The organism is Streptomyces sp. NPDC048411, assembly GCF_040704695.1.
Classification (GTDB): domain Bacteria; phylum Actinomycetota; class Actinomycetes; order Streptomycetales; family Streptomycetaceae; genus Streptomyces.
On the sequence record NZ_JBEZKL010000042.1, the window covers coordinates 27894 to 50064 of the forward strand.

The following is a 22171-nucleotide window of genomic DNA, read 5'->3' on the forward strand; positions in this document are numbered from 1 at the left end:
TGCTGCGCATAGGGTGGACGGATGCAGGAGCAGTACCGGACAGTCGCCCGAGCGGGCGTGCACGAGACCGAGATCAACCGATCGCGCTTCATCTGCGCGCTCGCCCCCGCCGCCACCGAGCAGGAGGCGCAGGACTTCGTCGCACGCATCCGCAGGGAACACCCGACCGCCACCCACAACTGCTTCGCCTACGTGATCGGCGCCGACGCCTCCGTACAGAAGGCCAGTGACGACGGCGAGCCCGGCGGCACCGCGGGCGTGCCCATGCTGCAGATGCTGATGCGCCGGGAGATGCGGTACGTCGCCGCCGTCGTCACCCGCTACTACGGCGGGGTGAAGCTCGGCGCGGGAGGGCTCATCCGGGCGTACGGAGGAGCGGTCGGCGAGGCGCTCGACGAGCTCGGCACGATCACCCGGCAGCGGTTCCGGCTCGCCACGGTCACCGTCGACCACCAGCGGGCGGGCAGGCTCCAGAACGATCTGCGCGCCACCGGACGGGCCGTCCGGGAGGTCCGGTACCAGGAAGCGGTGATCATCGAGATCGGGCTGCCGGACGCGGATGTCGAGGGCTTCCGGCGCTGGCTGGCCGATACGACGGCGGGCGAGGCGCTGCTGGAGCTGGGCGGCGAGGCGTACGGGGACACCTGAACGCGCTCGGCGGGGTGGGACGGCTCGGCATCGGAATGCGGATCGGTCTTCTTCGCCGAACGCGTCGGAGGCGGTGCACGGCGATGGGAGACTGTGGGCTGTGAGGAAGCAGGCTCGTGAGGGATCAGGGGCGCAGCGGCGTTAGCGTGGTCGGCGCCGACCGTGCGCTCCTGCGCCGGTCCGGTGCGGCTCCCGGGCACGGCAGGCGCGGACGCTGGGTGCGAAGGAAGAGAGACATGCGGGTCGGAGCCAGGTCTTGAGGATTCTGCACACATCGGACTGGCACCTGGGGCGGTCGTTCCACCGCGTCTCGCTGCTGGAGGCACAGGCCGCCTACCTCGATCATCTGGTGGCGACCGTCCGTGAGCGCGAGGTCGATGTTGTCGTCGTCGCGGGTGATGTGTACGACAGAGCCGTGCCCCCGCTCTCCGCCGTGGAGCTCTTCGACCGGGCCCTGCACCGGCTCGCCGCCGCAGACGTACCCACGGTGATGATCTCCGGGAACCACGACTCGGCCCGCAGGCTCGGCGTCGGTGCGGGACTGATAGGACGGGCCGGTATCCATCTGCGTACCGACCCGGCGGAGTGCGCCACCCCCGTCGTCCTGCACGACGAGCACGGCGATGTGGCGTTCTACGGGCTGCCCTACCTCGAACCGGCCCTCGTCAAGGACGTGTTCAAGGCGGAGCGGGCCGGACACGAGGCGGTGCTGACCGCCGCCATGGACCGGGTCCGCGCCGACCTCGCCACCCGGCCGGAATCCACCCGCTCCGTGGTGCTCGCCCACGCCTTCGTCGCGGGCGGCGAACCCAGCGACAGTGAGCGCGACATCACCATCGGCGGTGTGGCCGCCGTACCCGCCGGAGTCTTTGACGGCGTCGACTACACGGCGCTCGGCCATCTGCACGGTTCCCAGGCCGTCACCGACCGGGTGCGCTACTCCGGCTCACCCCTCGCGTACTCCTTCTCCGAGGTCGCCCACCGCAAGACCATGTGGCTGATCGACCTCGGAGCCACCGGAACGATCACCGCTGAGCGGATCGACTGCCCGGTGCCCCGCCCGCTCGCCCGCCTCCGCGGCCGCCTCGACACCCTGCTCGAAGACCCCGCGCTGGCCCGGCACGAGGAGGCATGGGTGGAGGCGACCCTCACCGACCCGGTCCGTCCGGACGAGCCGATGGCCCGCCTCCTGGACAGGTTTCCGCACACCCTGAGCCTCGCCTTCGAACCCGAGCGGGCCCCCGAGGACCCGCTCGCCTCGTACGCACAGCGCCTCAGGGGGCGCGACGACCAGCAGATCGCGGAGGACTTCGTGGCGCATGTCCGGGGCGGGAACGGGGCGGACGACCAGGAGCGGACGGTGCTGCGCGGCGCCTTCGACCACGTACGGGTGGACGACGGCGTGCGCGAGGTGAACCGTTGAGACTCCACCGGCTCACCCTCACCGCCTTCGGCCCGTTCGGCGCCACCCAGGAAGTCGACTTCGACGCGCTCTCCGCCGCCGGACTCTTTCTGCTGCACGGACCCACCGGGGCGGGGAAGACCTCCGTCCTCGACGCCGTCTGCTACGGGCTGTACGGCGCGGTGCCCGGAGCCCGCCAGAGCCCCGGCACCTCACTGCGCAGCGATCATGCCCCGGCCGGACTCCCCACCGAGGTCCGGCTGGAACTGACCGTCGGCGGACGGCGCCTGGAGATCACCCGGCGCCCGGCCCAGCCCCGCCCCAAGAAGAAGGGCGAGGGCTTCACCACCGAGAAGGCGCAGAGCTGGCTGCGCGAGTGCGACCCCGAGCATGGCTGGCGGGCGCTCAGCCGCTCGCACCAGGAGATCGGCGAGGAGATCACCCAGCTCGTCGGGATGAGCCGGGACCAGTTCTGCCAGGTGGTGCTGCTGCCGCAGGGCGACTTCGCACGCTTCCTGCGCGCCGATGCCGAAGCCCGCGGCAAACTGCTCGGCAGACTCTTCGACACCCGCCGCTTCGCGGCCGTCGAGGAACGGCTTACCGAACTGCGCCGCGCCACCGAGTCGCAGGTCAAGGCCGGGGACGAGCAGATCCTCGGGATCGCCCAGCGGATCGCTCAGGCCGCTGGACCGGCTGCCGGTGAACTGCCCCTGCCGGACGCCCGGCCCGGCGATCCGGGACTCGCGGACGGCGTACTGGAGTGGGCTGCGGTGGCCCGCAGTAACGCCCGGGAACGGCTCGACATCGCCGAGTCCGTACTCTCCGCCGCCGAGAGTGGGCAGGCCCTCGCCCGCCGCGAACTCGACACCGCACGCGAACTCGCCAGACTCCAGCAGCGGTACGAGGAGACGCGTCGCCGCACCGCCGAGCTCGAAGCCCGCCGCCCCGAGCGCGACCGGCAGCGCGAGCGGCTCGAACGGGCGCGCAAGGCAGAACTCGTCGCCCCCGCACTGGAGCTGTGCGACGAGGCCGAACGTGCCTACCGGACTGCCGGAGAGGCCCGTGAGCGCGCCCGCGCCCAGCTGCCCGACACCCTTGTCGACGCGGGTGCCGAGCAGTTGGCAACCCTGGAACGCAGGCTCCGGCAGGAGCTCGGCGGTCTCGACGCCGCGCGTCGTGCCGAGCGGCGCAGCGCGGAGATCGACACCGAGCGGGCCGAACTGGAACGCCAGGCCCGCGCCGACGACGAACTGATCCAGGAGGTGGAAGGCTGGCTGGTGGGCTGGGAGTCCACCCGCCGCGAACTGCAGGAACGCATCGAGGCGGCACAGGAGTCCGCGACCCGCGCCGAACACCTTGCGGGGCGGCTTGAGCCGGCCCGCCGCCGCCTGGACGCGGCCCGTCGCCGCGACGCCCTCGCTGCCGAGGCGACGGATGCGGCCGACCGGCTGGCCGCGGCCCGCGAGCGCGCCCTGGGCGCACACGAGAGGTGGCTTGGGCTGCGCGAACAGCGGCTGCGCGACATCGCCGCCGAGCTCGCGGCGGAACTCGTCGACGGCGAGGCCTGCAAGGTCTGTGGGTCGGGCGACCACCCGGAACCCGCGCGCGCAGCGGACGGACATGTCGACCGGGCAGCCGAGGAGGCGGCTCTCGCCGTGTACCGGCGGGCCGAGCAGGCGCGTACGGAGGCGGATCGGGAGCTCGGAGCCGTACGGGAGAAGCACGCGGCGGCACGTGCCGCGGCGCTGCCCGTGGTGGGGACCGCTGCCGACGATGCCACTGACCGTGGAGCTGCCGGGACTGCCGATGACGGGCCCCGTGCTACTGAACCCGCCGTTGTCGAACTTGAGGCGCTGGTAGCCGAGTTGGCGGCCGAGCATGCCCATGCGCACCGTACCGCCGCCGGAATGCACGCCGCGCGCGAGGCCCTCGCGGTCGCCGAGCGGGAGCAGAGCGAGCGGCTCGAAGCGCGGCAGCAGGCCGAGCGCCGCTCCGCCGCCCGGATTTCGCGGCGGGAAGGGCTTGATCGGGAACAGGCGGGACTGGAAGCCGAGCTGACGGCCGCTCGCGGCGAATCCGGCAGCGTCGCCGCGCACGCCGCCCTGTTGGAACGCCGGGTGGCTCTGCTCGCCGACGCCGCCGAGGCGGTGCGCGCCGAGGAGCTGGCGGCGCGGCGCAGCAAGGAGGCCGACGGCCGGCTCGCGGACGCCGCGTTCCGGGCCGGGTTCGACACCCCTGAGGCTGCCGCTGCCACCCTGCTCACGGACGCCGAGCACCGCGACATCCAGCACCGGATCGATGCCTGGGAGGCCGAGGCCGCAGCCGTCGCCGAACGGCTCGCCGAGCCCGAGACCCGCGCCGCCGCCGAGCACCCGGAGGCCGACCCCGACGCCGCACAGGCCGCGTACGACGCGGCCGAGGGACGGCTGCGGAACGCCGCCGCCACGCGCGCCGCCGCCCGGGAGCGCTGCGCCGAACTCGGCCGGCTGTCCCGCCGCGCGGCGGAGGACGTGCGCACGCTGGGACCGCTGCGCGACGAGTACGACCGGGTGGCCCGGCTGGCCGGGCTCACCGCAGGCACCTCCGCGGACAACGAACGGAAGATGCGGCTGGAGTCGTACGTACTTGCCGCCCGGCTCGAACAGGTCGCCGCCGCCGCCACCGCACGGCTGCAGCGGATGTCGTCGGGCCGCTACACGCTCGTCCACTCCGACGCCCGCACCGGAGGCCGCCGGTCCGGCCTGGGGCTGCATGTCGTCGACGCCTGGACCGGCCGTGAGCGCGACACGGCGACGCTCTCGGGCGGCGAGACGTTCTTCGCCTCCCTGGCCCTGGCGCTCGGTCTCGCCGACGTCGTCACCGACGAGGCGGGAGGGGTCCGGCTGGACACACTCTTCATCGACGAGGGGTTCGGCAGCCTCGACGACCAGACCCTGGACGAGGTCCTCGATGTACTGGATTCGCTGCGCGAGCGGGACCGCAGCGTCGGCATCGTCAGCCACGTCGGCGATCTGCGCCGCCGGATCCCCGCTCAGCTCGAAGTGGTCAAGGAGCGGCACGGGTCGGCGGTGTTCCACCGCACGGCCGACGGGGTCAGCGGCTGATCGGCCGCCGGGGAAGGGGCGAGGAGTAGACGACGCTGGTGGTGACGGAACCGAGCGTGCCGATCTTCCTCGCGACCTCCTCCAGGTGGCTCATCGAGCGAGTGGTGACCTTCAGTACGAAGCAGTCGTCGCCGGTGACATGGTGGGCTTCCACGATCTCGGGCGTCGCGTCGAGAAGATCGTGGAACGGCTTGTAGTTGCCGTTCGGATAGCGCAGCCGTACGAGGGCGAGAATCGGCAGTCCGAGCGCCTCCGGGTCCACCACGGCGGCGTAACCACTGATGATTCCCGCCTCCTCGAGGCGGCGCACCCGCTCCGTCACCGCGCTCGGGGACATCGCGACGGCGCGGGCCAGTTCGGCGAAGGTCGCCCGTCCCTCACGCTGCAGGACATCGAGGATGCGCCAGTCGGTGGCGTCCGGGGAATAGTCGGTCATGTCTCAGAGACAACAGGGAATTTCCCGGCGGATCAAGAGTTGTGCCGGGGATCTCGTCTTCCAGTAAAGGATCGCTGGTCGTAGATTTTTGGTCATGACTTCACAGCTCACCGCCTCCGCAGCCAATCCGGTCCTCCGCGTTCCCCCGGCCACACCGGCCGCGGCCGTCGCGTACTTCGGCGCCTCGCTCGCCTTCCACGCCGACGTCTCCGATGTCGCCGCCGCTCTCGCGGCCGACGGTGACCCCGGATTCGTCGTCCTCGACTCCCGGTCCACCGCCTCCTGGGACCAGGGGCACGTCCCCGGTGCGATTCACCTGCCCACCGCGCTCATCGCCGAGCAGGCCCGGGATCTCCTCGACCCGGCCGTCCCCGTGGTCACATACTGCTGGGGCCCCGGCTGCAACGGCGCCACCCGCGCCGCGCTGGCACTCGCCGAACTCGGCTACCAGGTCAAGGAGATGCTCGGCGGTTTCGAGTACTGGGCGCGCGAGGGTTTCGAGTTCGAGACCTGGGAGGGACGCGAGCGGCGTACCGCGGACGCGCTCACCGCTCCGGTCGACTCCGACGACTGCGGCTGCTGAACGGCCGGCGTCGCGGGCCGTCATGCCCGCGAGGAGCGTCGGAAACCGGTCTGGCAGGCCCGGTGGTCACCGCAGGAGGGCCGACCACCGGGCGGGTCATCGACGCCGAGCGCGGCTTCAGGCGCTGCGACCGGGACTGGCCCCGATGAGGGCGGTGCACAGAGGCGCGGCGCCGGCTCCCACGGGCAGGCCGCCGACCTGGCCGTCACCGACCTTCACGGCAGCTCGCAGAACCGTCCGGCGACCGGGGCAAGGTGCGCCCGGTCCGTCAACTCCGGTACAGGGCACCCCTCGTGCCACTCGTGCTGGTGGGACCTGACGACGTCCTTCACGATCCCGGGCCCCGCGCCGGATGGTTCCGCCAATGCCGCCAAGGCCGACGACGCCGTGAGCGCCACCGGTTGTCTCGTCGCCGGAGGCGCTGGGGAAGCGGCCGGGCCCACCGTACCGAACGGGGCTCGACCGCCTTCCTGTCGATAACCGTCCGGGTCAGAGCTTCGACAGCTCGTCGACCAGATCGTCCAGACCCAGCGGCCCCTGCGACAGGGCAGCCATGTGCCAGGCCTTCGCATCGAACGCGTCGCCGTGCGCCTTGCGCGCGTTCTCCCGGCCCAGCAGCCAGGCACGCTCGCCCAGCTTGTAACCGATGGCCTGCCCCGGCACGGACAGGTAGCGGGTCAGCTCGCTCTCCACGAAATCCGCCGGCCGGCCGCTGTGGTTGCCGAAGAACTCCTGCGCCAGCTCGGGTGTCCACCGCTCACCGGGGTGGAAGGGGGAGTCCGCGGGGATCTCCATCTCCGCATGCATGCCGATGTCCACGATCACCCGGCAGGCACGCATCATCTGCGCGTCCAGGTAGCCGAGGCGGCGCTCCGCGTCGGGCAGGAAGCCGAGTTCGTCCATGAGCCGCTCCGCGTACAGCGCCCAGCCCTCCGAGTTGGCGCTGACCATGCCGATCGACGCCTGGTAGCGGGAGAGACTGTCGGCGACATGGGCCCACTGGGCGATCTGCAGGTGGTGGCCCGGGACACCCTCGTGGTACCAGGTGGAGACCAGGTCGTACACCGGGAAGCGGGTCTCGCCCATGGTGGGCAGCCAGGTGCGGCCGGGGCGCGAGAAGTCCTCGGACGGACCCGTGTAGTACGGGGCCGCGGCGCCGCCGGGCGGTGCGATCCGGGACTCCACCTTCCGTACCCGCTCGGCGAGTTCGAAGTGTGTGCCGTCGAGGGCTTCGATCGCCTCGTCCATCAGGCCCTGCAGCCAGGCCTGAACCTCGTCGACACCCTCGATGTGCTTGCCGTGCACATCGAGATGGGCCAGCGCCTCCCAGGGGCCGGCCCCGGGCAGCACCTTCGCGGCCTCGGTCTTCATCTCGTCGAGCAGCCGGTGATACTCGGACCAGCCGTACGCGTACGCCTCGTCGAGATCCAGATCGGTACCGTTGAAGTAACGCGACCAGCGGGCGTACCGCTCGCGGCCCACGGTGTCGGGCGCACCCTCGACCGCGGGGGCGTACACATCGCGCATCCAGTCGCGCAGCGCCTCCGTGGCCTCCGCGGCCTGCCGGGCGGCGTCGTCCAGATCCGCGCGCAGCGAGTCCGGGCCCGCGGCGACGAAGCCCTGGTAGAACCCTGTTCCGTCCTGCCCGACCCACTCGGTCAGCTGGCCGATGAAGGTGGCGGTGGCGCGCGGACCGCCGTACAGCTTCCGTTCCAGTCCGAGCGCGAGCGAGGCGCGGTACCCCTCCAGGGCTCCAGGAACCGCGAGCAGCCGCTCCACGATCGCCGCCCAGTCCTCATCGGTCTCGGTCGGCGTCACCGTCAGCACCTCGCGGACGCTGTGCGCCGGTGAGTGCAGGTTGGAGACGGCCCGCAGGCCTTCATCGGCCTCATGGACAGCGATCTCCGCGGTCAGCCGCTCGCGCAGCAGACGGCCACAGCGGCGCTCTGCGTCGCTGTCCGCGCCCGGGAGCTGCTCGGCGGCGTCGAGCTTCACCAGGGTGGCGCGGGCGAGTTCGGCAAGGGCTTCCTGCCCGGCGGGGGAGAAGTCGGGAAGACGGCGGGAGCTTTCCACCACACCGAGGTAGGTGCCTGAGATCGGGTCGAGTTCGATGAATGCGTCGACGTAGGCGTCGGCGACCTGGCGGGGCAGCGCGCTGTTCGTAGTGTCTGACATGCGGACATCTTCGTACGGCCAGGGGGCCCGCGTCACTATCAATAGATCGCAGGGAATTGACACAGTTCATTCCGGTTCGACGTGGAGGACGCGGATCACCGACCGCGGTGGCCGGAACCGGTCATTCGGATGCTGCGGTCCTTCCGGGCGCCGTGGCGGCCGGCGGCAACAGCGGCCCGCACTCCCACTGCTGGAATATCAGCCGCGTCTCCACCCGGGCGACTTCGCGCCGTGAGGTGAACTCGTCGAGCACCAGCCGTTGTAGATCCGCGGTGTCGGCAACGGCCACGTGGACCAGATAGTCGTCGGGGCCGGTCAGATGGAAGAGCGCACGGGACTCCGGCAACGCCCTGATCCGCTCGACGAACGGGCCGATGAGCTCTCTGCGGTGCGGGCGGACCTGCACTGACAGCAGCGCCTCCAGGCCACGGCCGATCCTGGCCGGGTCGAGACGCAGCCGGTGGCCGAGAATCACGCCTGAGCGGCGCAGCCGGGCCACCCGGTCCAGACAGGTCGACGGTGCGACCCCGACCTCGGCGGCGAGCTCGCGGTACGTGGTCCGGGCATCGTTCTGCAGCAGCCGCAGAATATGCAGGTCCACCGGGTCCAGAACGACGGAATCGGCCATTCGCCGAACGTAGCACGGTGTTTCGGCGCCACGGCCCGGCACCTGTTCAGAGTGGTGTCATGGACACCGAAGCCTCGATGCGGCCCTCGACGACACCCCGGTCCAGGGCGCTGGCCACCGAAGCCGTGCACGCCGGACGCGACGACCTCGCTGCACTCGGCCTGCACGCCCCGCCGATCGATCTGTCTACCACCTACCCCTCGTACGACTCCAGGGGAGAGGCGGAACGGATCGACACCTTTGCCACCACCGGCGCCCGGCTCGACGGGCCGCCCGTCTACGCCCGGCTCGACAACCCGACCACGGCCCGGTTCGAAACGGCTCTGGCCCGGCTCGAAGGGACCGAGAGCGCTGTGTCGTTCGCCAGCGGAATGGCGGCGCTCACCGCGGTTCTGCTGGCCCGCGCGAGCATGGGACTGCGCCATGTGATCGCCGTCCGCCCGCTGTACGGCTGCAGTGACCATCTTCTCGGTGCCGGGCTGCTGGGCACCGAAGTCACCTGGACCGATCCGGCGGGCATCGCGGAGGCGATCCGTCCGGACACCGGTCTGGTCGTGGTCGAGACACCGGCCAACCCGACGCTCGCCGAGGTCGACATCCAGGCGCTCGCGCACTCCTGCGGGTCGGTTCCGCTGCTCGTCGACAACACCTTTGCCACCCCGGTCCTCCAGCGGCCCGTCGAGCACGGCGCACGGATCGTTCTGCACAGCGCCACCAAGTACCTGGGCGGGCACGGCGATGTGATGGGCGGCGTCGTCGCCTGCGACGAGGAGTTCGCGGCCCGGCTGCGACAGGTGCGCTTCGCCACCGGCGGGGTACTGCATCCGATGGCCGGATATCTGCTGCTGCGGGGTCTGTCCACCCTGCCGGTACGGGTACGTGCCGCTTCCGCGAGCGCCGCCGAACTGTCCCGTCGGCTGGCCGCCGACCCGCGCATCGCCAGGGTCCACTACCCGGCGGTGGGCGGGGCGATGGTCTCCTTCGAGGTGTACGGGGATCCGCACCGGGTGATCTCCGCCGTACGGCTCATCACTCCCGCGGTGAGTCTCGGCAGTGTGGACACCCTGATCCAGCATCCGGCCTCCATCAGCCACCGCATTGTGGAGGAGGGAGACCGGCAGGCTTCGGGGGTCGGGGACCGGCTGCTGCGCATGTCGGTCGGCCTCGAGGACGTCGAGGACCTGTGGGCCGACCTTTGTCAGGCGCTCAGCGACCCGCCTGCTCGTACGGCGGCAGGCAGCGTACCGGAGTCGCGTCCAGCCGGGCGGTGATGACGAGTGTGCCCTCCTCGATCTGGTAGTCGAGGGGGAGTTCGAGGGCTCGCATGGCGGCGACCATGCCGGTGTTGGAGGCCTGGGTGACGGCGTAGACGCTGTCGCAGCCGGCTTCGACGGCGAGCGTCACCAGGCGCCCGAGGAGCTCCGAACCGATGCCCCGGCGCTGCCAGTCGTCCTCGACGAGGAGGGCCACCTCGGTCTCGTCACCGTCCCAGAGGAGGTGTCCCAGGGCGACCAGGCGGCCGGAGGTCGTCTGGACGGCCAGGGTGCGGCCGAACCTGGGACTCAGCAGGTGGTCCAGGTAGCGGTCGGCGTCGCGGACGGGACCGTGGTAGCGCAGCCGCAGCGTCTGCTCGGAGCAGCGGTTGTGCATGGCGCGGGCGGCGGCCAGGTCGCTCCCGTCCGCGCGGCGGACGGTGATCTCGTTGCCCTCGGGGAGCGTGAGCACGTGCTCGCTGCGCGGGACGCGGGGGCCGAGTCGGGCGTCGAGCTCGACCAGGGCGCGGGCCCGGGCGAACTCGGTCGGGGTGAACGGCAGATAGGGCCGCTCGATGGTGATCGCACCGCCGGACGGGTCGCGCAGTCGCATCACTGCCTCATCGAGCATCCCTTCGACCGGCGCGCTCCCGCCGGTCGCACGACCGGTGAGCGAGACGGCGGGCAGCGAGTGGATGGTGCAGCGCCCGAGCAACTGGCGAAGGGCGAGCGGGAGTTCAGCGGCATCCAGAGCGGTGCGGGTGGCGAGTTCCAGGATCCTGGTCGGGGCGTCCACCAGGTCGTGCGCGTCGGCCCGCTCGATCCAGGTGGAGTTGCCGCCCGCGGCGGAGATCGTCCGGCTCAGCTGCCGGGCCGGGAGCAAGGCGGGTGCGCGCAGCAGGAACTCGTCGACCGTGCCCTGTGTCAGCGGATGTGTCTGCAGAGTGAGGATGTCGATCCGGTGCCGGGCGAGCGCGATGCAGAGCGCGGCGAGGCTGCCGGGGGTGTCCCGGACCGTGGTGCGCATCCGCCACAGCACCGCTTCCTCGTCGGACGGGGCCGGACCGGCGGCGGTGGGCGTGGTCACGAGTGCGGCGACAGCAGTGGCCGCCGCGCTGTCGGTGATCGTGTGGTGGTCCACGCTGTGGTCGACGGCGGTCGGCGGCGGGGCGTGACTGTACCGCCGTGCCCACCAGGTGTGGAACGCGGCCGTCGCCACGAGGGCCAGGGCCGAGACGATCAGCAGATGCGGTCCATCGGGTTGGTGCCCGGCCATGTTGGCGATCGCATCGGCCACCGCGACGGCGGTGAACAGGGCGGCCAGCTCGATCAGGTCCCGTCGCCAGTGGTGCGGCCGGCGGGCACTCTTCGCGGAGGTCACATCAGTCATGAGTTCACTGTGACGGAGCGGTGTTGCCTGATCACGAACGCCTTGTGACGGATGGGTTAAGTGTGGATCTAGACCTTTATCACCCGTTTTTTACTGATTGCTTCCGTGGATGACTGCGGCTGCTGCAGGGTCCGCATTCGTCGTGCCGTGCCCTGTCTCCGTGCCGCCCAGACCGTCCGGCAGCACATCGAGGCGCGCATACACACCACAGCAGCCGGACTAACGACTTGAAGCGCAGCCGATCGCCGTTCCCCGTCACCACCGGGTCGAGGGAGGAAGGCAGGGTCCGCCGGTAGTAGCGCGTGGACGCCACGTCCGCCACGGCCGGCAGCCCGCGGGCGGCGATCTGCGGCGAGGTGAGAAAGCCGGCGAAGAACCGGGGATGGGGCTCTGAACCCCGAGGCGTCAGACCGTCCGCGGTCTCCAGACCGAGCAACTGTCCGGTCTGGGAGGACTCGAGAACGGAAGGGTGGGAGTAGACCACGGCCTGTACGGATCGGGTCATGCGAAAACCGTAGAGCCCACCACTGGAAATCGGCCCCGGACGGCTGTCCGGGGCCTCGCCCGACATCGGCTACGGGCGCCCGCTCACTGTCCGACGCGCCCCGGCTGCAGCACCGTGGTGAACAGCACCGAACCGCCCTGCGCCCGCAGACGCACCGTCAACTCTCCGCTGTCCCCGTCGATGTCGACCTCTCCGAAGAACTGCGGCGACTCCATCGGCGACACGTTCGCCCGGTCGGGCGCGCGCAGGAAGACCCGGTCGGGGCCGAAGGTGTTGTCAAGTGCGTTGGCGGGGAAACCGCCGGCGGCCAGCGGACCCGACACGAACTCCCAGAACGGTGCGAAGTCCTTGAACGCCGCGCGTTCGGGGGCGTAGTGCTGCGCCGATGTGTAGTGCACGTCGGCGGTCAGCCAGACCGTGCCGGTGATCCGGCGGTGCTTGATGAATCGCAGCAGCTCGGCGATCTGCAGCTCACGGCCGAGCGGGGCACCGGGGTCGCCCTGCGCCACCGCCTCGAAGTTCGTCGCACCGTCCGTGACGACCAGTCCCAGCGGCATGTCTGCGGCGATCACCTTCCACACCGCGCGCGACCGCGAGAGCTCGTGCTTGAGCCAGCGGAGCTGCTCGGCGCCGAGGATGCCCGTGGTGTCGTCGGGCTGCCGGCCGGGGGAGTTGGCGTTCCGGAACGAACGCATGTCGAGGACGAACACATCGAGCAGCGGCCCGTGCCGGACCACCCGGTGCACCCGGCCGTCGCCGGACGATTCGTGCAGCGTGGACACCGGGAAGTACTCGCGGAATGCCTGCATCGAGCGCGCTGCCAGCACATTCACGTTCTTCTCGGTGTATCGGGTGTCGTCCAGGATCTGCCCGGGATACCAGTTGTTGCGTACCTCGTGGTCGTCCCACTGGATGATCGACGGCACCTGCGCGTTGAACTTCTTCAGGTTGTCGTCAAGGAGGTTGTAGCGGAAGTTCCCGCGGTACTCGGCGAGCGTCTCGGCGACCTTCGCCTTTTCCTCGGTGGTGATGTTCCGCCAGACCCTGCCGTCGGGCAGCGTCACGCTCGGCTCGATCACACCGTCCGCATAGATGTTGTCGCCGCTGCAGAGGAAGAAGTCCGGGTCGAGGCGGCGCATCTCGTCGTAGACCCGGTATCCGCCGATGTCCGGGTTGATGCCCCAGCCCTGTCCCGCGATATCGCCGGACCACAGGAAGCGCACCCCGTCCCGGCGCCGGGCAGGCGCGGTACGGAACGTTCCGTACACCGGCTCACCGGTCCGGCGCGGATCGTCGGGGTCCGTGAGCGTCACCCGGTAGTGCACCTGCTCACCCGCCGGAAGTCCGTACAGCGGCGTCGTCCCCGTGAAGTCCGTGCCCGGACCGACGAGCGGTCCATACCAGGTGCGGGCCCGCCGGAACGACTCCGTCGCCGACGTCTCCACGATCATCCGGGCCGGCCGGTCCGCACGCACCCACACGAGGGCGGACGACGCCGTGACATCACCCACCTGAACGCCCCAGCCCGCGCGCGGACGGCCGGACAGGGCGAAGGCGGGGGCCGCCGCTCCCGCCACGGGAAGGGCGAGCGCGGCCGAAGCGGCGAGCGAACCGCGCAGCACGGTGCGGCGGTCGGGCGAAGGGATGCGCGGACGGTACGACATCGAGGTGCCTCCGGGGGCAGCGGGACAGAGGTACGGGTGGCCGGTGGACCAGCCCCACCTTTGTGCCCGTCGGCGGCGGGCACACCAACCTCAGATGAACACCGAGCCCCGACTCCCGTCGATGTCCTGCCCGCGCGTGTGCCGTTGGGCCTGCGCCAGCAGCCGTACGCCGCGCGCGATGTCCGGGGGCGCCAGATGCGCGTATACCGAGAACCAGGTTCACCGTACGGTCCGCAGGGCACGCGGTGCCGCAGTCGCTGAGCGGCCGCAGCGCCACGCTCGCCAGGTCGTACGGAACGTCGTCCGGGAGCGCCGCGGAGACGCCGAAACCGGGCAGATCAATGACTATGGCATCCCGCTCCGGTGCCAGCACCGGCAGCACCGGGTCCCAGGCCTGACGATGGTGGCCGATGCCGTGGAGCAGCAACAGCGGATCCCCGGAACCGGTGCGCTCGTACGCCACGCAGACGGTCCGCGGTCCTCCGAGTGAGCCGACGGTGAACGAGACCGAGGTGGCCATGCGGTTGCTCTCGGGGTGTCCGGCACGAATGCGCCTTGCCTGAAGTGGCTCTGCGCGACAGGACTTAGACGCCCCGTAAATAACAATTACCGCTCAGTGGACCGCAGTTCAAGGGGGCGGGCGATTCGTGCTGGACACAGCCCGGTGCGTCGGCTGGGATGGGATGGTGACAGCCGACACCGTTACTGACGTCTTCGAAGAACACCGCCCCGTACTGACCGGGGTTGCCTACCGCATGCTCGGCCGGATCGCCGACGCCGAGGACGTGGTGCAGGAGGCGTGGCTGCGCTGGTCGGCCGCGCCACGCGATGACGTACGGGAGCCGCGTGCGTTTCTCGTGCGGACCACCACCCGCCTCGCCATCGACCGGCTGCGACAGCTGCACACCCGGCGCGAGGCCTACGTCGGACCGTGGCTGCCCGAACCGCTGGTCACCGACTTCGGACCCGCCGTGCCCGACACTGCCGAGCAGGCCGTCCTCGCAGACTCCGTGTCCGTCGCCGTGCTGGTCGTCCTCGAATCGCTCTCCCCGCTGGAGCGCGCCGTCTTCGTCCTGCGCGAAGCCTTCGGCTTCCCGTACGGAGAGATCGCCGCGACGCTCGACAGGACCGAGGCCGCGGTGCGCCAGCTCGCCGGGCGCGCGCGGCGGCACGTGGAGGAGCGCAAGCCGCGCTACGACGTCGACCCGGCCCAGCGGCGTGACCTCACCGAACGGTTTCTCGCCGCGGCGGCGGGCGGCGACATCGAGGAGCTGCTGATGCTCCTCGCCCCCGATGTGCGCCTGGTCGGCGACAGCGGCGGAAAGTCCAAGGCGCCGCTGCGCATCATCGAGAGCCAGGACAAGGTCGGTCGCTTCCTCCTGGCCGTCGCGAAGGATCAGCCCGCCGACTTCGAGACCCGGTTCGCGGAGCTCAATGGTGGCCCCGCCCTGGTGGTGCTGTCCGGTGGAAAGCCCGATTGCGTCTTCCAGATCGACGTAAGGGATGGCGTTATCCAGTGCGTATATATCGTCCGCAACCCTGACAAGCTTGCCAACCTGGCCGTCGAATAGCCGCCCGTCCCGGCACCCTGCTGGCCGAAGCCCCACGGACCCTCAGGACGTGGGGCTTTGTGCTGCGCGCGCCGCACGGCACCACGAACGTCCTGTGAACGCTCTGCGACAGGGCCCCGATTCGCAGTGTGACGGAACAAGGATTGGTCTTGACCAAGGGGGTGTGTCGCCCTATGGTCTCAACGTTAAGACAGGAACCTTTAATAAATAACGTCGCGGAAAAGACGCTGGGTGATTGCGGAGGACAGGGTGGGGACCACGCAGCTGGAATCGGTGCAGGAGCCGAAGTACTGGCACCTCAAGACCGTTCTCAGTGAGGCACTCGACTCGGACTTTGCGGTGGGAGAGATCCTGCCCAACGAGCGTGAGCTCGCAGCCAGGTTCGGCGTCGCCCGGGCAACGCTCCGACAGGCTCTCGAGCAGCTCGAACTCGAAGGAAGGCTGCAGCGCCGCCGCGGCGTGGGGACCACGGTCGCTCCGCCGCGCGTGGGCGTCGCCGTCTCGACCGCGCAGCACGACTGGACGGGTGGCGCCGACGAGGCCTGGCAGCCCATCGGCTGCACGAGCGCGACAGCGCCCGCCCCGGTTCTCGCCATGCTCGACGTGGAGAGCGACGAGCCGGTGCACATCGTTCGCCGGATCCGGGTCGCTCAGGGGCAGCCGGTCGCTGCGGAGTTGCTGTACGTGCCGTCGGCGTCCGTGCCCGAACTGTCCGCGATCGGGACCCCGTCGGGTGCCGCCCGCGCCCGCAGCGTCGTGCGGGAACTGCACCGTCTCGGCCTCGACGGTCAGGACCGCTCGGTGGAACTCGGCTCCGCGCGAGCGGACGACGCCAAGGAGCTCGACCGGCTCCCCGGCGCACCGGTCCTCGTCGTCACCACCCGTTATCTCGCGGCGGGCGGCACGGCTGCGGTCTCCGTCGCCACCTACCGGGCCGACACGTGCCGACTTACGTTCGGTGACTCCGGCGACCTGGAGATCAGCCACCCCGGCCAGGAGCGCCACGCGTCGTGAGCCCGGCCGGTCCCGCCGGCTTCGAACGCAACGAACGGCCCGTCGCGCTCAGCGGCGGGCCGTCACCGATCCCTCCACGGCGAAGAGCTGCTCCTCGACATGGTCGAGCGCCAGCCGCAGGGCGCCCGTGGCCACGGCCGCCTCGCCCAGCATGGACAGCGCGACCCGCGGCGGCCGGAGACAGTACCGGGCCAGCTCACCGCGGAGCGGATCCAGCACTCCGTCCAGCCCGGCGGCCCAACCCCCGATGACCACCAGCTCCGGGTCGAGCGCCAGCACCAGCGCCGCCACATCGTGCACCAGCCGCTGGATGAACCGCTCCACCGCAGCCTGAGCCCGCACATCGCCGTGCCGGGCCTCCGCGAACACCGCGGCGACCGCCTGCTCGTCCAGCGGATCCAGCGGTGTGTCCGTCGTCGACAGCAGCTTTTCCGGTGTGACCTCGCGGCCCAGCAGATGGAGTGCGCCGATCTCGCCCGCTGCACCGCCGTAACCACGATGCAGCCGCCCGCCGATCAGCGAACCGGCCCCCGGGCTCAGCCCCGCCAGGACGAACACGATGTCGTCCGACTCGGTCGCGGCACCCTTCCAGTGCTCGGCCACCGCCGCGGCGTTTGCGTCGTTCTCCACGAGCACCGGACAGCGGAAGGAGCGCCGCAGCCGCTCACCGAGCGCGAGACCGGTCCAGTCCGGCAGCGCGGTGCCCAGGCGTACGGTCCCGTCGGCCTCCACGATCCCGGGACTGCCCACCCCGACCGCACGCAGACTGCTCCGGGCGACCCCGGAGCGCCGCAGCAGATCGGCGACGACGGCCCTCACCCGGTCGAGCCGGTCGTCCGCGGAAGCGGTCTCCGACACCTCGCGTGAACCGGCGCCGATGATCCTGCCGTCCAGCCCCGACAGAAGTGCGGAGACGCGGTGCGGGCCGATCTCGATGCCGAGCAGATGTCCCGCCTCGGCGCGGAACCGGAACCTGCGGGCCGGCCTGCCCTGACGTCGGGCCTCACCCTCGTCAGGCGCCGATTCGACGACCAGACCGGCCTCGAAAAGCCCCTCGACGACGCCCTCGACCGTGGGCCGGGACAGACCCGTGATACGAGTCAGGTCCGTGAGCGTGGGGGAGTCGGCGCCCCTGAGGGCATGAAGTACCACCGCGGAATTGATCCGTCGCAACAGCGACGGGTCCCCACCGGTCAACCGGCCCACGGTGTGTCCTCCCAGCTCGCGAGCATGTCAGCGGATCGTACTCGTTGCCCCGAAGCGGAGCGACCGTGCCCCGGAACGGGGATCCGGGCGCCATCGGCGTCAGCCTGGAGCCACGAACCCTGACTCGTACGCGGCGATCACCGCCTGCGTCCGGTCCCTGGCCCCCAACTTGGCCAGTACGGCGCTGACATGGGTCTTCACTGTCTCGACACCGACCACCAGCTTGGCGGCGATCTCCGCATTGGACAGTCCCCGGGCCATCAAACGGAGCACCGCCTCTTCCCGCTCGGTGAGCGCCGCGCGCTTCATGGCCGCCTTGGCCTTGCTCGTCCCGTACTCGGCGGCGAGCTGCCGGACCGCGGCCGGGAAGAGCAGCGACTCGCCCTCGGCGACCAGGCGCACCGCGTGCACGATCTCCGAGGGCCGGGCTCGCTTGAGCAGAAAACCGTCCGCCCCGGCGCGCAGCGCCTCGTACACGTACTCGTCGTTCTCGAACGTCGTCACCACCAGGATCTTCGGCGGATCCGGCACCGTGCGCAGCACCACCCGGGTTGCCTCGATGCCGTCCATCAAAGGCATGCGCACGTCCATCGCCACCACATCGGGGCGCAGTCGGCGCAGCAGCGGGATCACTGCGGCACCGTCGGCGGCCTCGCCCACCACCTCGATATCGGGCTGGGCCTCAAGCACCGCACGCAGTCCCGCGCGCACGAGGGGTTCGTCGTCGACCAGAAGAACGGTAACCGGCATCCGGTCAGCGTAGGCCGTCCAGCGGGAGGCTCGCGTGCACCCTCCACTCGCCGTCGTACGGACCGGTCTTGGCCTTTCCGCCCAGGAGTGCGGCCCGCTCACGTATGCCCCGCAGTCCGCTGCCGCCGCCCGGAGTACCTATCGACCCGGTGAGCGGATTGGTCACCTCAAGCTCCAGCCAGCCGTCCGCGACCGTGATTCTCACCCGCACGGGGACGGACCCGGAGTGACGCAGCACATTGGTGAGGGACTCCTGCAGGATCCGGTACCCCTCGCGGGACACTGGTCCCGGCACCAGCTCCACCGGACCGGAGACTTCGGCGTCGACCTTCGCCCCCGACCCTCGCGCCGAGTCCAGCAGCCGGTCCGCTTCGGCGAGTGTCGGCCGCTGTCCCACCGGTGCTTGCGATTCCCGCAGGACCCGGAGCACCCGCTCCAGATCGTCCAGTGCCGCCCGGCCCGTCTCCTCGATCGCGGCCAGTGCCCGCTCGGTGAACGCCGGATCGTTCGCCGCCCGCGCCGCACCCGCCTGGACGACCGCCACGGTCAGGGCATGCCCGATCGAGTCGTGCAGCTCGCGCGCAATGCGATTGCGCTCCAGCAACTGCTCGGTGCGCTCCTCCAGCGCGGTCAACCGCTCCACCGGTGACGGACCGAGCAGCCGCCGCGCCGCCGCCGTGATCACCTCACCGCATATCACGACAACTGCGAGCAGCAGGAGAAGAGGCACGGGTGCAAGCAGCGCGTACCACCAGTGCGGCTCCACCCCGCGGATCAGCCATTCGTCGCTCGGGCCCGAACCCGACGCGGTGAGGACGAGGTCAACTGCCGTGGCGGACAACCACACCGTCGCGAACCCCGCCACCGCCGAGAGCAGCAGCCGCACCTCCAGCCAGACCACGGTTCGCCAGCGGGCCGCCCAGGTATCCGCCGGAGCCGCGGAGATTGATGCGTCGGGTCGGCCGCGCTCCGACGGCATCAGCAACAGCTGAGCCTGAACCCCCTCGGCGAGACGCATTCCGGGGACCAGGCCCACAGGCACGGCAAAGATCGCGAGGGCCCATGGGGTGTCCACGGAGATGAACAGCCACACACTGGCGACCGCGCACGGAATGAGCATGTGCAGCCAGCGGGTGTAGGTGACCGGCTCGGTCAGCGGACGGATATGGCGACGCATGCTGCCATCGTGCCAGCCGTCGCGAGCGCGACGGCTCCCCCGAGCGAGGGAGATGATCCCCTCCGGCGGGGGAGGGCGGGAATGGGGTGCGGCCGCCAGGCTGAGGACATGACCAGCATCGACGTCCATGAGCTCACCAAGGAATACGGCGCGACCCGCGCGGTGGACCGCCTCACGTTCAGTGTGCGACCCGGCCGGGTCACCGGTTTCCTCGGCCCGAACGGCGCCGGCAAGTCCACCACCATGCGACTCGTCCTTGGCCTGGACCGGCCGACCGGTGGTACGGCCACTGTCGGCGGGCAGGCCTACGCCGCACTCGACCATCCGCTGCGCCGGGTCGGCGCGTTGCTCGATGCCCAGGCCGCCCACGGTTCGCGGACCGCGCGGAACCATCTGCTGGCTCTCGCGACGAGCAACGGCCTTGCTGCCGGCAGGGTCGAGGCGGTTCTGGAGGAGGCGGGGCTCGGCCGGGTCGGCGGCCACCGGATCAAGACGTTCTCGCTGGGTATGCGACAGCGCCTCGGCATAGCGGCTGCTCTGCTCGGCGACCCGGACGTCGTCATGCTGGACGAACCGTCGAACGGGCTGGATCCGGAAGGCATCATCTGGATACGGGAGCTGATGAAACGGCTGGCCCGCGAGGGCCGCACGGTTCTCGTCTCCAGTCACCTGATGAACGAGACGTCGTCGTTCGCCGACCACCTGGTGGTCCTCGGCCAAGGCAGACTCCTTGTCGACCAGCCGATGCAGGAATTCCTCGACTCCCGCAGCCGCCCGCGCGTGCGCGTACGCACGACGGAGTCGGGTCGGCTCCGCGACGTGCTGACCGGCAAGGGACACGAGCTCGTACAGAGCGACGACGGTCGCTGGATCGTCGAGGGCGCCAGAGCGGAGGAGGTCGGCGCCATCGCCGCCTTCGAGGGCATCCCCATTCTTGAACTCATCGACGAACAGGCCACTTTGGAGCAGGCCTATCTCGATCTCACAGCCGATGCGACGGAATTCGCGTCCGCAGCAGTGTCACCCGCTACCCGCCAGGAGGCCTGACCATGTCGACCACCGACGTGCTCCGTTCCGAGTGGATCAAGATCAGATCGGTACGGTCCGTGGCCGGTTCCTTGATGGCGGTCTTCCTGGTGACACTCGCTGTCACCCTGCTCGCCTTCGCCACCGTTGGTCAGGCCGAGGCGGAGGGCTCGGACACCGACCTGGTCTTCGGCGCCTTCTACGCACTGAACTTCGGCCAGATCGCTGCCATCAGCTTCGGCGCCACAGCGCTCTCCTCCGAGTATCTGAATGGTGCCTTGCGGGTATCGCTCGCGGCGGTGCCACGCCGTGGCCTCTTCTACACGGCGAAAATGACCCTCATCGGCGCGCTCGCCCTGGTGGTCGGGCTCGCCACCAGCTTCACCGCGTTCCTGGTGGGCCAGCTCTTCATGGGGAAGTACGCGATCGGTCTGGCCGAACCCGGAGCTCTCCGAGCCGCCTTCGGAGGCGGGATATACCTCGCCCTCATGGCCCTGTTCGCCGCCGGCCTGACGGTGCTGCTGCGCAGCGCGGTCGCCGTACTCAGCCTGCTCATCCCGTTCATCCTGATCGTTTCCTTCGTGGTCGGGGACATCGCGAGCGGCGTGGCGCTCTATCTGCCGGACCGGGCCGGACAGTTGGTACTGCACCAGAATCCGGAGGGCAGTCTGGGGCCATGGGCAGGGCTGGCCGTCACGGCCGGCTGGGCAGGCCTCGCGCTGCTTGTCGGCTGGTGGGCGATGAGGCGCAGGGACGCCTGAGGACCGATGTCCGTGGTTTGGTGGGTGCACATCGGGAGATGGTCGCGGAAGGGGCCGGGAATGGCGCCGTCCATGCACGAGAGGCTGACAGCCCCTCAAGGCTCATGCCGGAACCTGTTGTCAGTGCCTGGCCGTTGACCGGCGGCATGGCCACCGGCCATCACCTCCGCCGCATCGACGGGAGGGCTCATCGACCCTCGGATGTGAGGACGCGGGTGCCGCCGGCCCTGCAACCTCCCACCCCCTGAACTCAATTCCCCCGAGCCCCTCACCGCAGACCTCTGGTGCTCGCTTCCGCGGTCCGGCTCAGTCCGAATGATCGGGAGCGGTGAAGTCAGCTGCCGCGCGGAGGCGCCCGTACTCCTCGGCCATGCTCTGAGCGGTCCAGTGGGCGTTGAGGCCGCTGGGGTTGGGCAGGGCCCAGACCCGGGCACCGCCGATCGTCCGGTCCTGCGGGCCGATCTGCGCGCGACGCTCGCCGAAGGCGGTGCGGTAGGCAGTGACCCCCACCACCGCCAGCCACTGCGGGCGCAGCTGTTCGACCTTGGCCGTGAGGATCAGTCCGCCCTCGCGGAACTCCTCGGCGGCCAGTTCGTCTGCTCTCGCCGTGGCCCGGGCGACCACATTGGTGATGCCCAGACCGTAGGCCAGCAGCTCATGCTGTTCCGAGGGCTTCAACTGGCGGGGAGTGAAGCCGGACAGGTGGAGCACCGGCCAGAAGCGGTTGCCGGGGCGGGCGAAATGGTGGCCCGTGGCGCCCGTCATCAGGCTCGGGTTGATTCCGCAGAACAGCACGCGCAAGCCGCCCGCGACCACATCGGGAACGACGCGGTCGCGGGCGGCCTGGAGCTCTTCGGGTGTCATCCGGCGACGGTTCC

Annotated in this window: 18 protein-coding genes and 2 pseudogenes; 9 read left to right on the forward strand and 11 right to left on the reverse strand. The window is 70.5% G+C overall.

All coding sequences use genetic code 11. The annotated features are described in order from the left end of the window. Positions 1 to 21 precede the first annotated feature (21 nt). The 3 genes from AB0915_RS17245 to AB0915_RS17255 all read left to right on the forward strand — a co-directional run bounded on the left by AB0915_RS17245 (position 22) and on the right by AB0915_RS17255 (position 5154). Positions 22 to 648: a YigZ family protein gene (locus tag AB0915_RS17245; RefSeq protein WP_366691876.1), complete on the forward strand. Its 627-nt coding sequence runs from the start codon at positions 22 to 24 to the stop codon at positions 646 to 648. A gap of 256 nt (positions 649 to 904) precedes the next feature. Further along, positions 905 to 2071, forward strand: coding sequence for an exonuclease SbcCD subunit D (locus AB0915_RS17250; protein ID WP_366691877.1), 1167 nt, complete (start codon positions 905 to 907; stop codon positions 2069 to 2071). Further along, positions 2068 to 5154, forward strand: a complete 3087-nt coding sequence (locus AB0915_RS17255) for an SMC family ATPase (RefSeq protein ID WP_366691878.1) — start codon at positions 2068 to 2070, stop codon at positions 5152 to 5154. Before AB0915_RS17250 ends, AB0915_RS17255 begins: the two co-directional genes overlap by 4 nt. Here AB0915_RS17255 and AB0915_RS17260 read toward each other — a convergent pair. After that, positions 5144 to 5590 carry an Lrp/AsnC family transcriptional regulator gene (locus AB0915_RS17260; protein WP_366691879.1) on the reverse strand — a complete coding sequence of 149 codons (447 nt, stop codon included), beginning with the start codon at positions 5588 to 5590 and terminating at the stop codon, positions 5144 to 5146. The genes AB0915_RS17255 and AB0915_RS17260 overlap by 11 nt on opposite strands. Before the next feature lie 94 nt (positions 5591 to 5684). Between AB0915_RS17260 and AB0915_RS17265 the strand changes: the two genes are divergently transcribed. After that, a complete protein-coding gene (locus AB0915_RS17265) occupies positions 5685 to 6173 on the forward strand; it encodes a rhodanese-like domain-containing protein (protein WP_366691880.1) in 489 nt (162 codons plus the stop codon). Between the two features lie 489 nt (positions 6174 to 6662). Here the strand turns inward: AB0915_RS17265 and AB0915_RS17270 are convergent, their stop codons facing one another. Beyond that, positions 6663 to 8348, reverse strand: a complete 1686-nt coding sequence (locus AB0915_RS17270) for a DUF885 domain-containing protein (protein WP_366691881.1) — start codon at positions 8346 to 8348, stop codon at positions 6663 to 6665. A 121-nt stretch (positions 8349 to 8469) separates the two neighbouring features. Next, entirely contained in the window at positions 8470 to 8976 is a 507-nt protein-coding gene (locus tag AB0915_RS17275) for an Lrp/AsnC family transcriptional regulator (RefSeq protein WP_366691882.1), read from the reverse strand. A gap of 59 nt (positions 8977 to 9035) precedes the next feature. Here AB0915_RS17275 and AB0915_RS17280 point away from each other — a divergent pair, with 59 nt between their 5' ends. Beyond that, positions 9036 to 10247 carry a PLP-dependent transferase gene (locus AB0915_RS17280; protein ID WP_366691883.1) on the forward strand — a complete coding sequence of 404 codons (1212 nt, stop codon included), beginning with the start codon at positions 9036 to 9038 and terminating at the stop codon, positions 10245 to 10247. On the opposite strand, the gene AB0915_RS17285 is transcribed toward AB0915_RS17280, so the two are convergent. From AB0915_RS17285 to AB0915_RS17300, 4 genes and pseudogenes are all read right to left on the reverse strand, one after another. Then, positions 10183 to 11610, reverse strand: a complete 1428-nt coding sequence (locus tag AB0915_RS17285) for a GNAT family N-acetyltransferase (protein ID WP_366691899.1) — start codon at positions 11608 to 11610, stop codon at positions 10183 to 10185. The genes AB0915_RS17280 and AB0915_RS17285 overlap by 65 nt on opposite strands. A gap of 138 nt (positions 11611 to 11748) precedes the next feature. Then, a pseudogene (locus tag AB0915_RS17290) lies at positions 11749 to 12124 on the reverse strand (SWIM zinc finger family protein); the annotation flags it as partial. A gap of 83 nt (positions 12125 to 12207) precedes the next feature. Next, positions 12208 to 13788, reverse strand: coding sequence for an alkaline phosphatase D family protein (locus AB0915_RS17295; protein ID WP_366691884.1), 1581 nt, complete (start codon positions 13786 to 13788; stop codon positions 12208 to 12210). 274 nt (positions 13789 to 14062) lie between these two features. Next, positions 14063 to 14308: pseudogene (locus AB0915_RS17300) on the reverse strand (alpha/beta fold hydrolase); the annotation flags it as partial. A gap of 166 nt (positions 14309 to 14474) precedes the next feature. Between AB0915_RS17300 and AB0915_RS17305 the strand changes: the two are divergent. Both AB0915_RS17305 and AB0915_RS17310 read left to right on the forward strand, forming a co-directional pair. Further along, positions 14475 to 15359: an RNA polymerase sigma-70 factor gene (locus tag AB0915_RS17305; protein ID WP_366691900.1), complete on the forward strand. Its 885-nt coding sequence runs from the start codon at positions 14475 to 14477 to the stop codon at positions 15357 to 15359. A gap of 249 nt (positions 15360 to 15608) precedes the next feature. Continuing rightward, positions 15609 to 16373 (forward strand): GntR family transcriptional regulator, encoded by a 765-nt coding sequence (locus AB0915_RS17310; RefSeq protein ID WP_366691885.1) that lies wholly within the window; start codon positions 15609 to 15611, stop codon positions 16371 to 16373. A gap of 48 nt (positions 16374 to 16421) precedes the next feature. Here the strand turns inward: AB0915_RS17310 and AB0915_RS17315 are convergent, their stop codons facing one another. From AB0915_RS17315 to AB0915_RS17325, 3 genes are all read right to left on the reverse strand, one after another. Beyond that, positions 16422 to 17579 (reverse strand): ROK family transcriptional regulator, encoded by a 1158-nt coding sequence (locus tag AB0915_RS17315; RefSeq protein ID WP_366691886.1) that lies wholly within the window; start codon positions 17577 to 17579, stop codon positions 16422 to 16424. A 99-nt stretch (positions 17580 to 17678) separates the two neighbouring features. Further along, complete coding sequence (locus AB0915_RS17320) at positions 17679 to 18329, reverse strand: response regulator transcription factor (RefSeq protein ID WP_366691887.1); 651 nt, start codon at positions 18327 to 18329, stop codon at positions 17679 to 17681. 4 nt (positions 18330 to 18333) lie between these two features. Further along, positions 18334 to 19506 (reverse strand): histidine kinase, encoded by a 1173-nt coding sequence (locus AB0915_RS17325; RefSeq protein WP_366691888.1) that lies wholly within the window; start codon positions 19504 to 19506, stop codon positions 18334 to 18336. Between the two features lie 108 nt (positions 19507 to 19614). Between AB0915_RS17325 and AB0915_RS17330 the strand changes: the two genes are divergently transcribed. Then, positions 19615 to 20553 carry an ATP-binding cassette domain-containing protein gene (locus tag AB0915_RS17330; RefSeq protein ID WP_366691889.1) on the forward strand — a complete coding sequence of 313 codons (939 nt, stop codon included), beginning with the start codon at positions 19615 to 19617 and terminating at the stop codon, positions 20551 to 20553. Between the two features lie 2 nt (positions 20554 to 20555). Then, the gene (locus AB0915_RS17335; RefSeq protein ID WP_366691890.1) at positions 20556 to 21293 is read left to right on the forward strand and encodes an ABC transporter permease; all 738 of its coding nucleotides are present in this window, start codon (positions 20556 to 20558) and stop codon (positions 21291 to 21293) included. A 306-nt stretch (positions 21294 to 21599) separates the two neighbouring features. Here AB0915_RS17335 and mug read toward each other — a convergent pair whose 3' ends face one another. Further along, positions 21600 to 22157 (reverse strand): G/U mismatch-specific DNA glycosylase, encoded by a 558-nt coding sequence (gene mug, locus AB0915_RS17340; RefSeq protein WP_366691891.1) that lies wholly within the window; start codon positions 22155 to 22157, stop codon positions 21600 to 21602. Between the last annotated feature and the right edge of the window lie 14 nt (positions 22158 to 22171).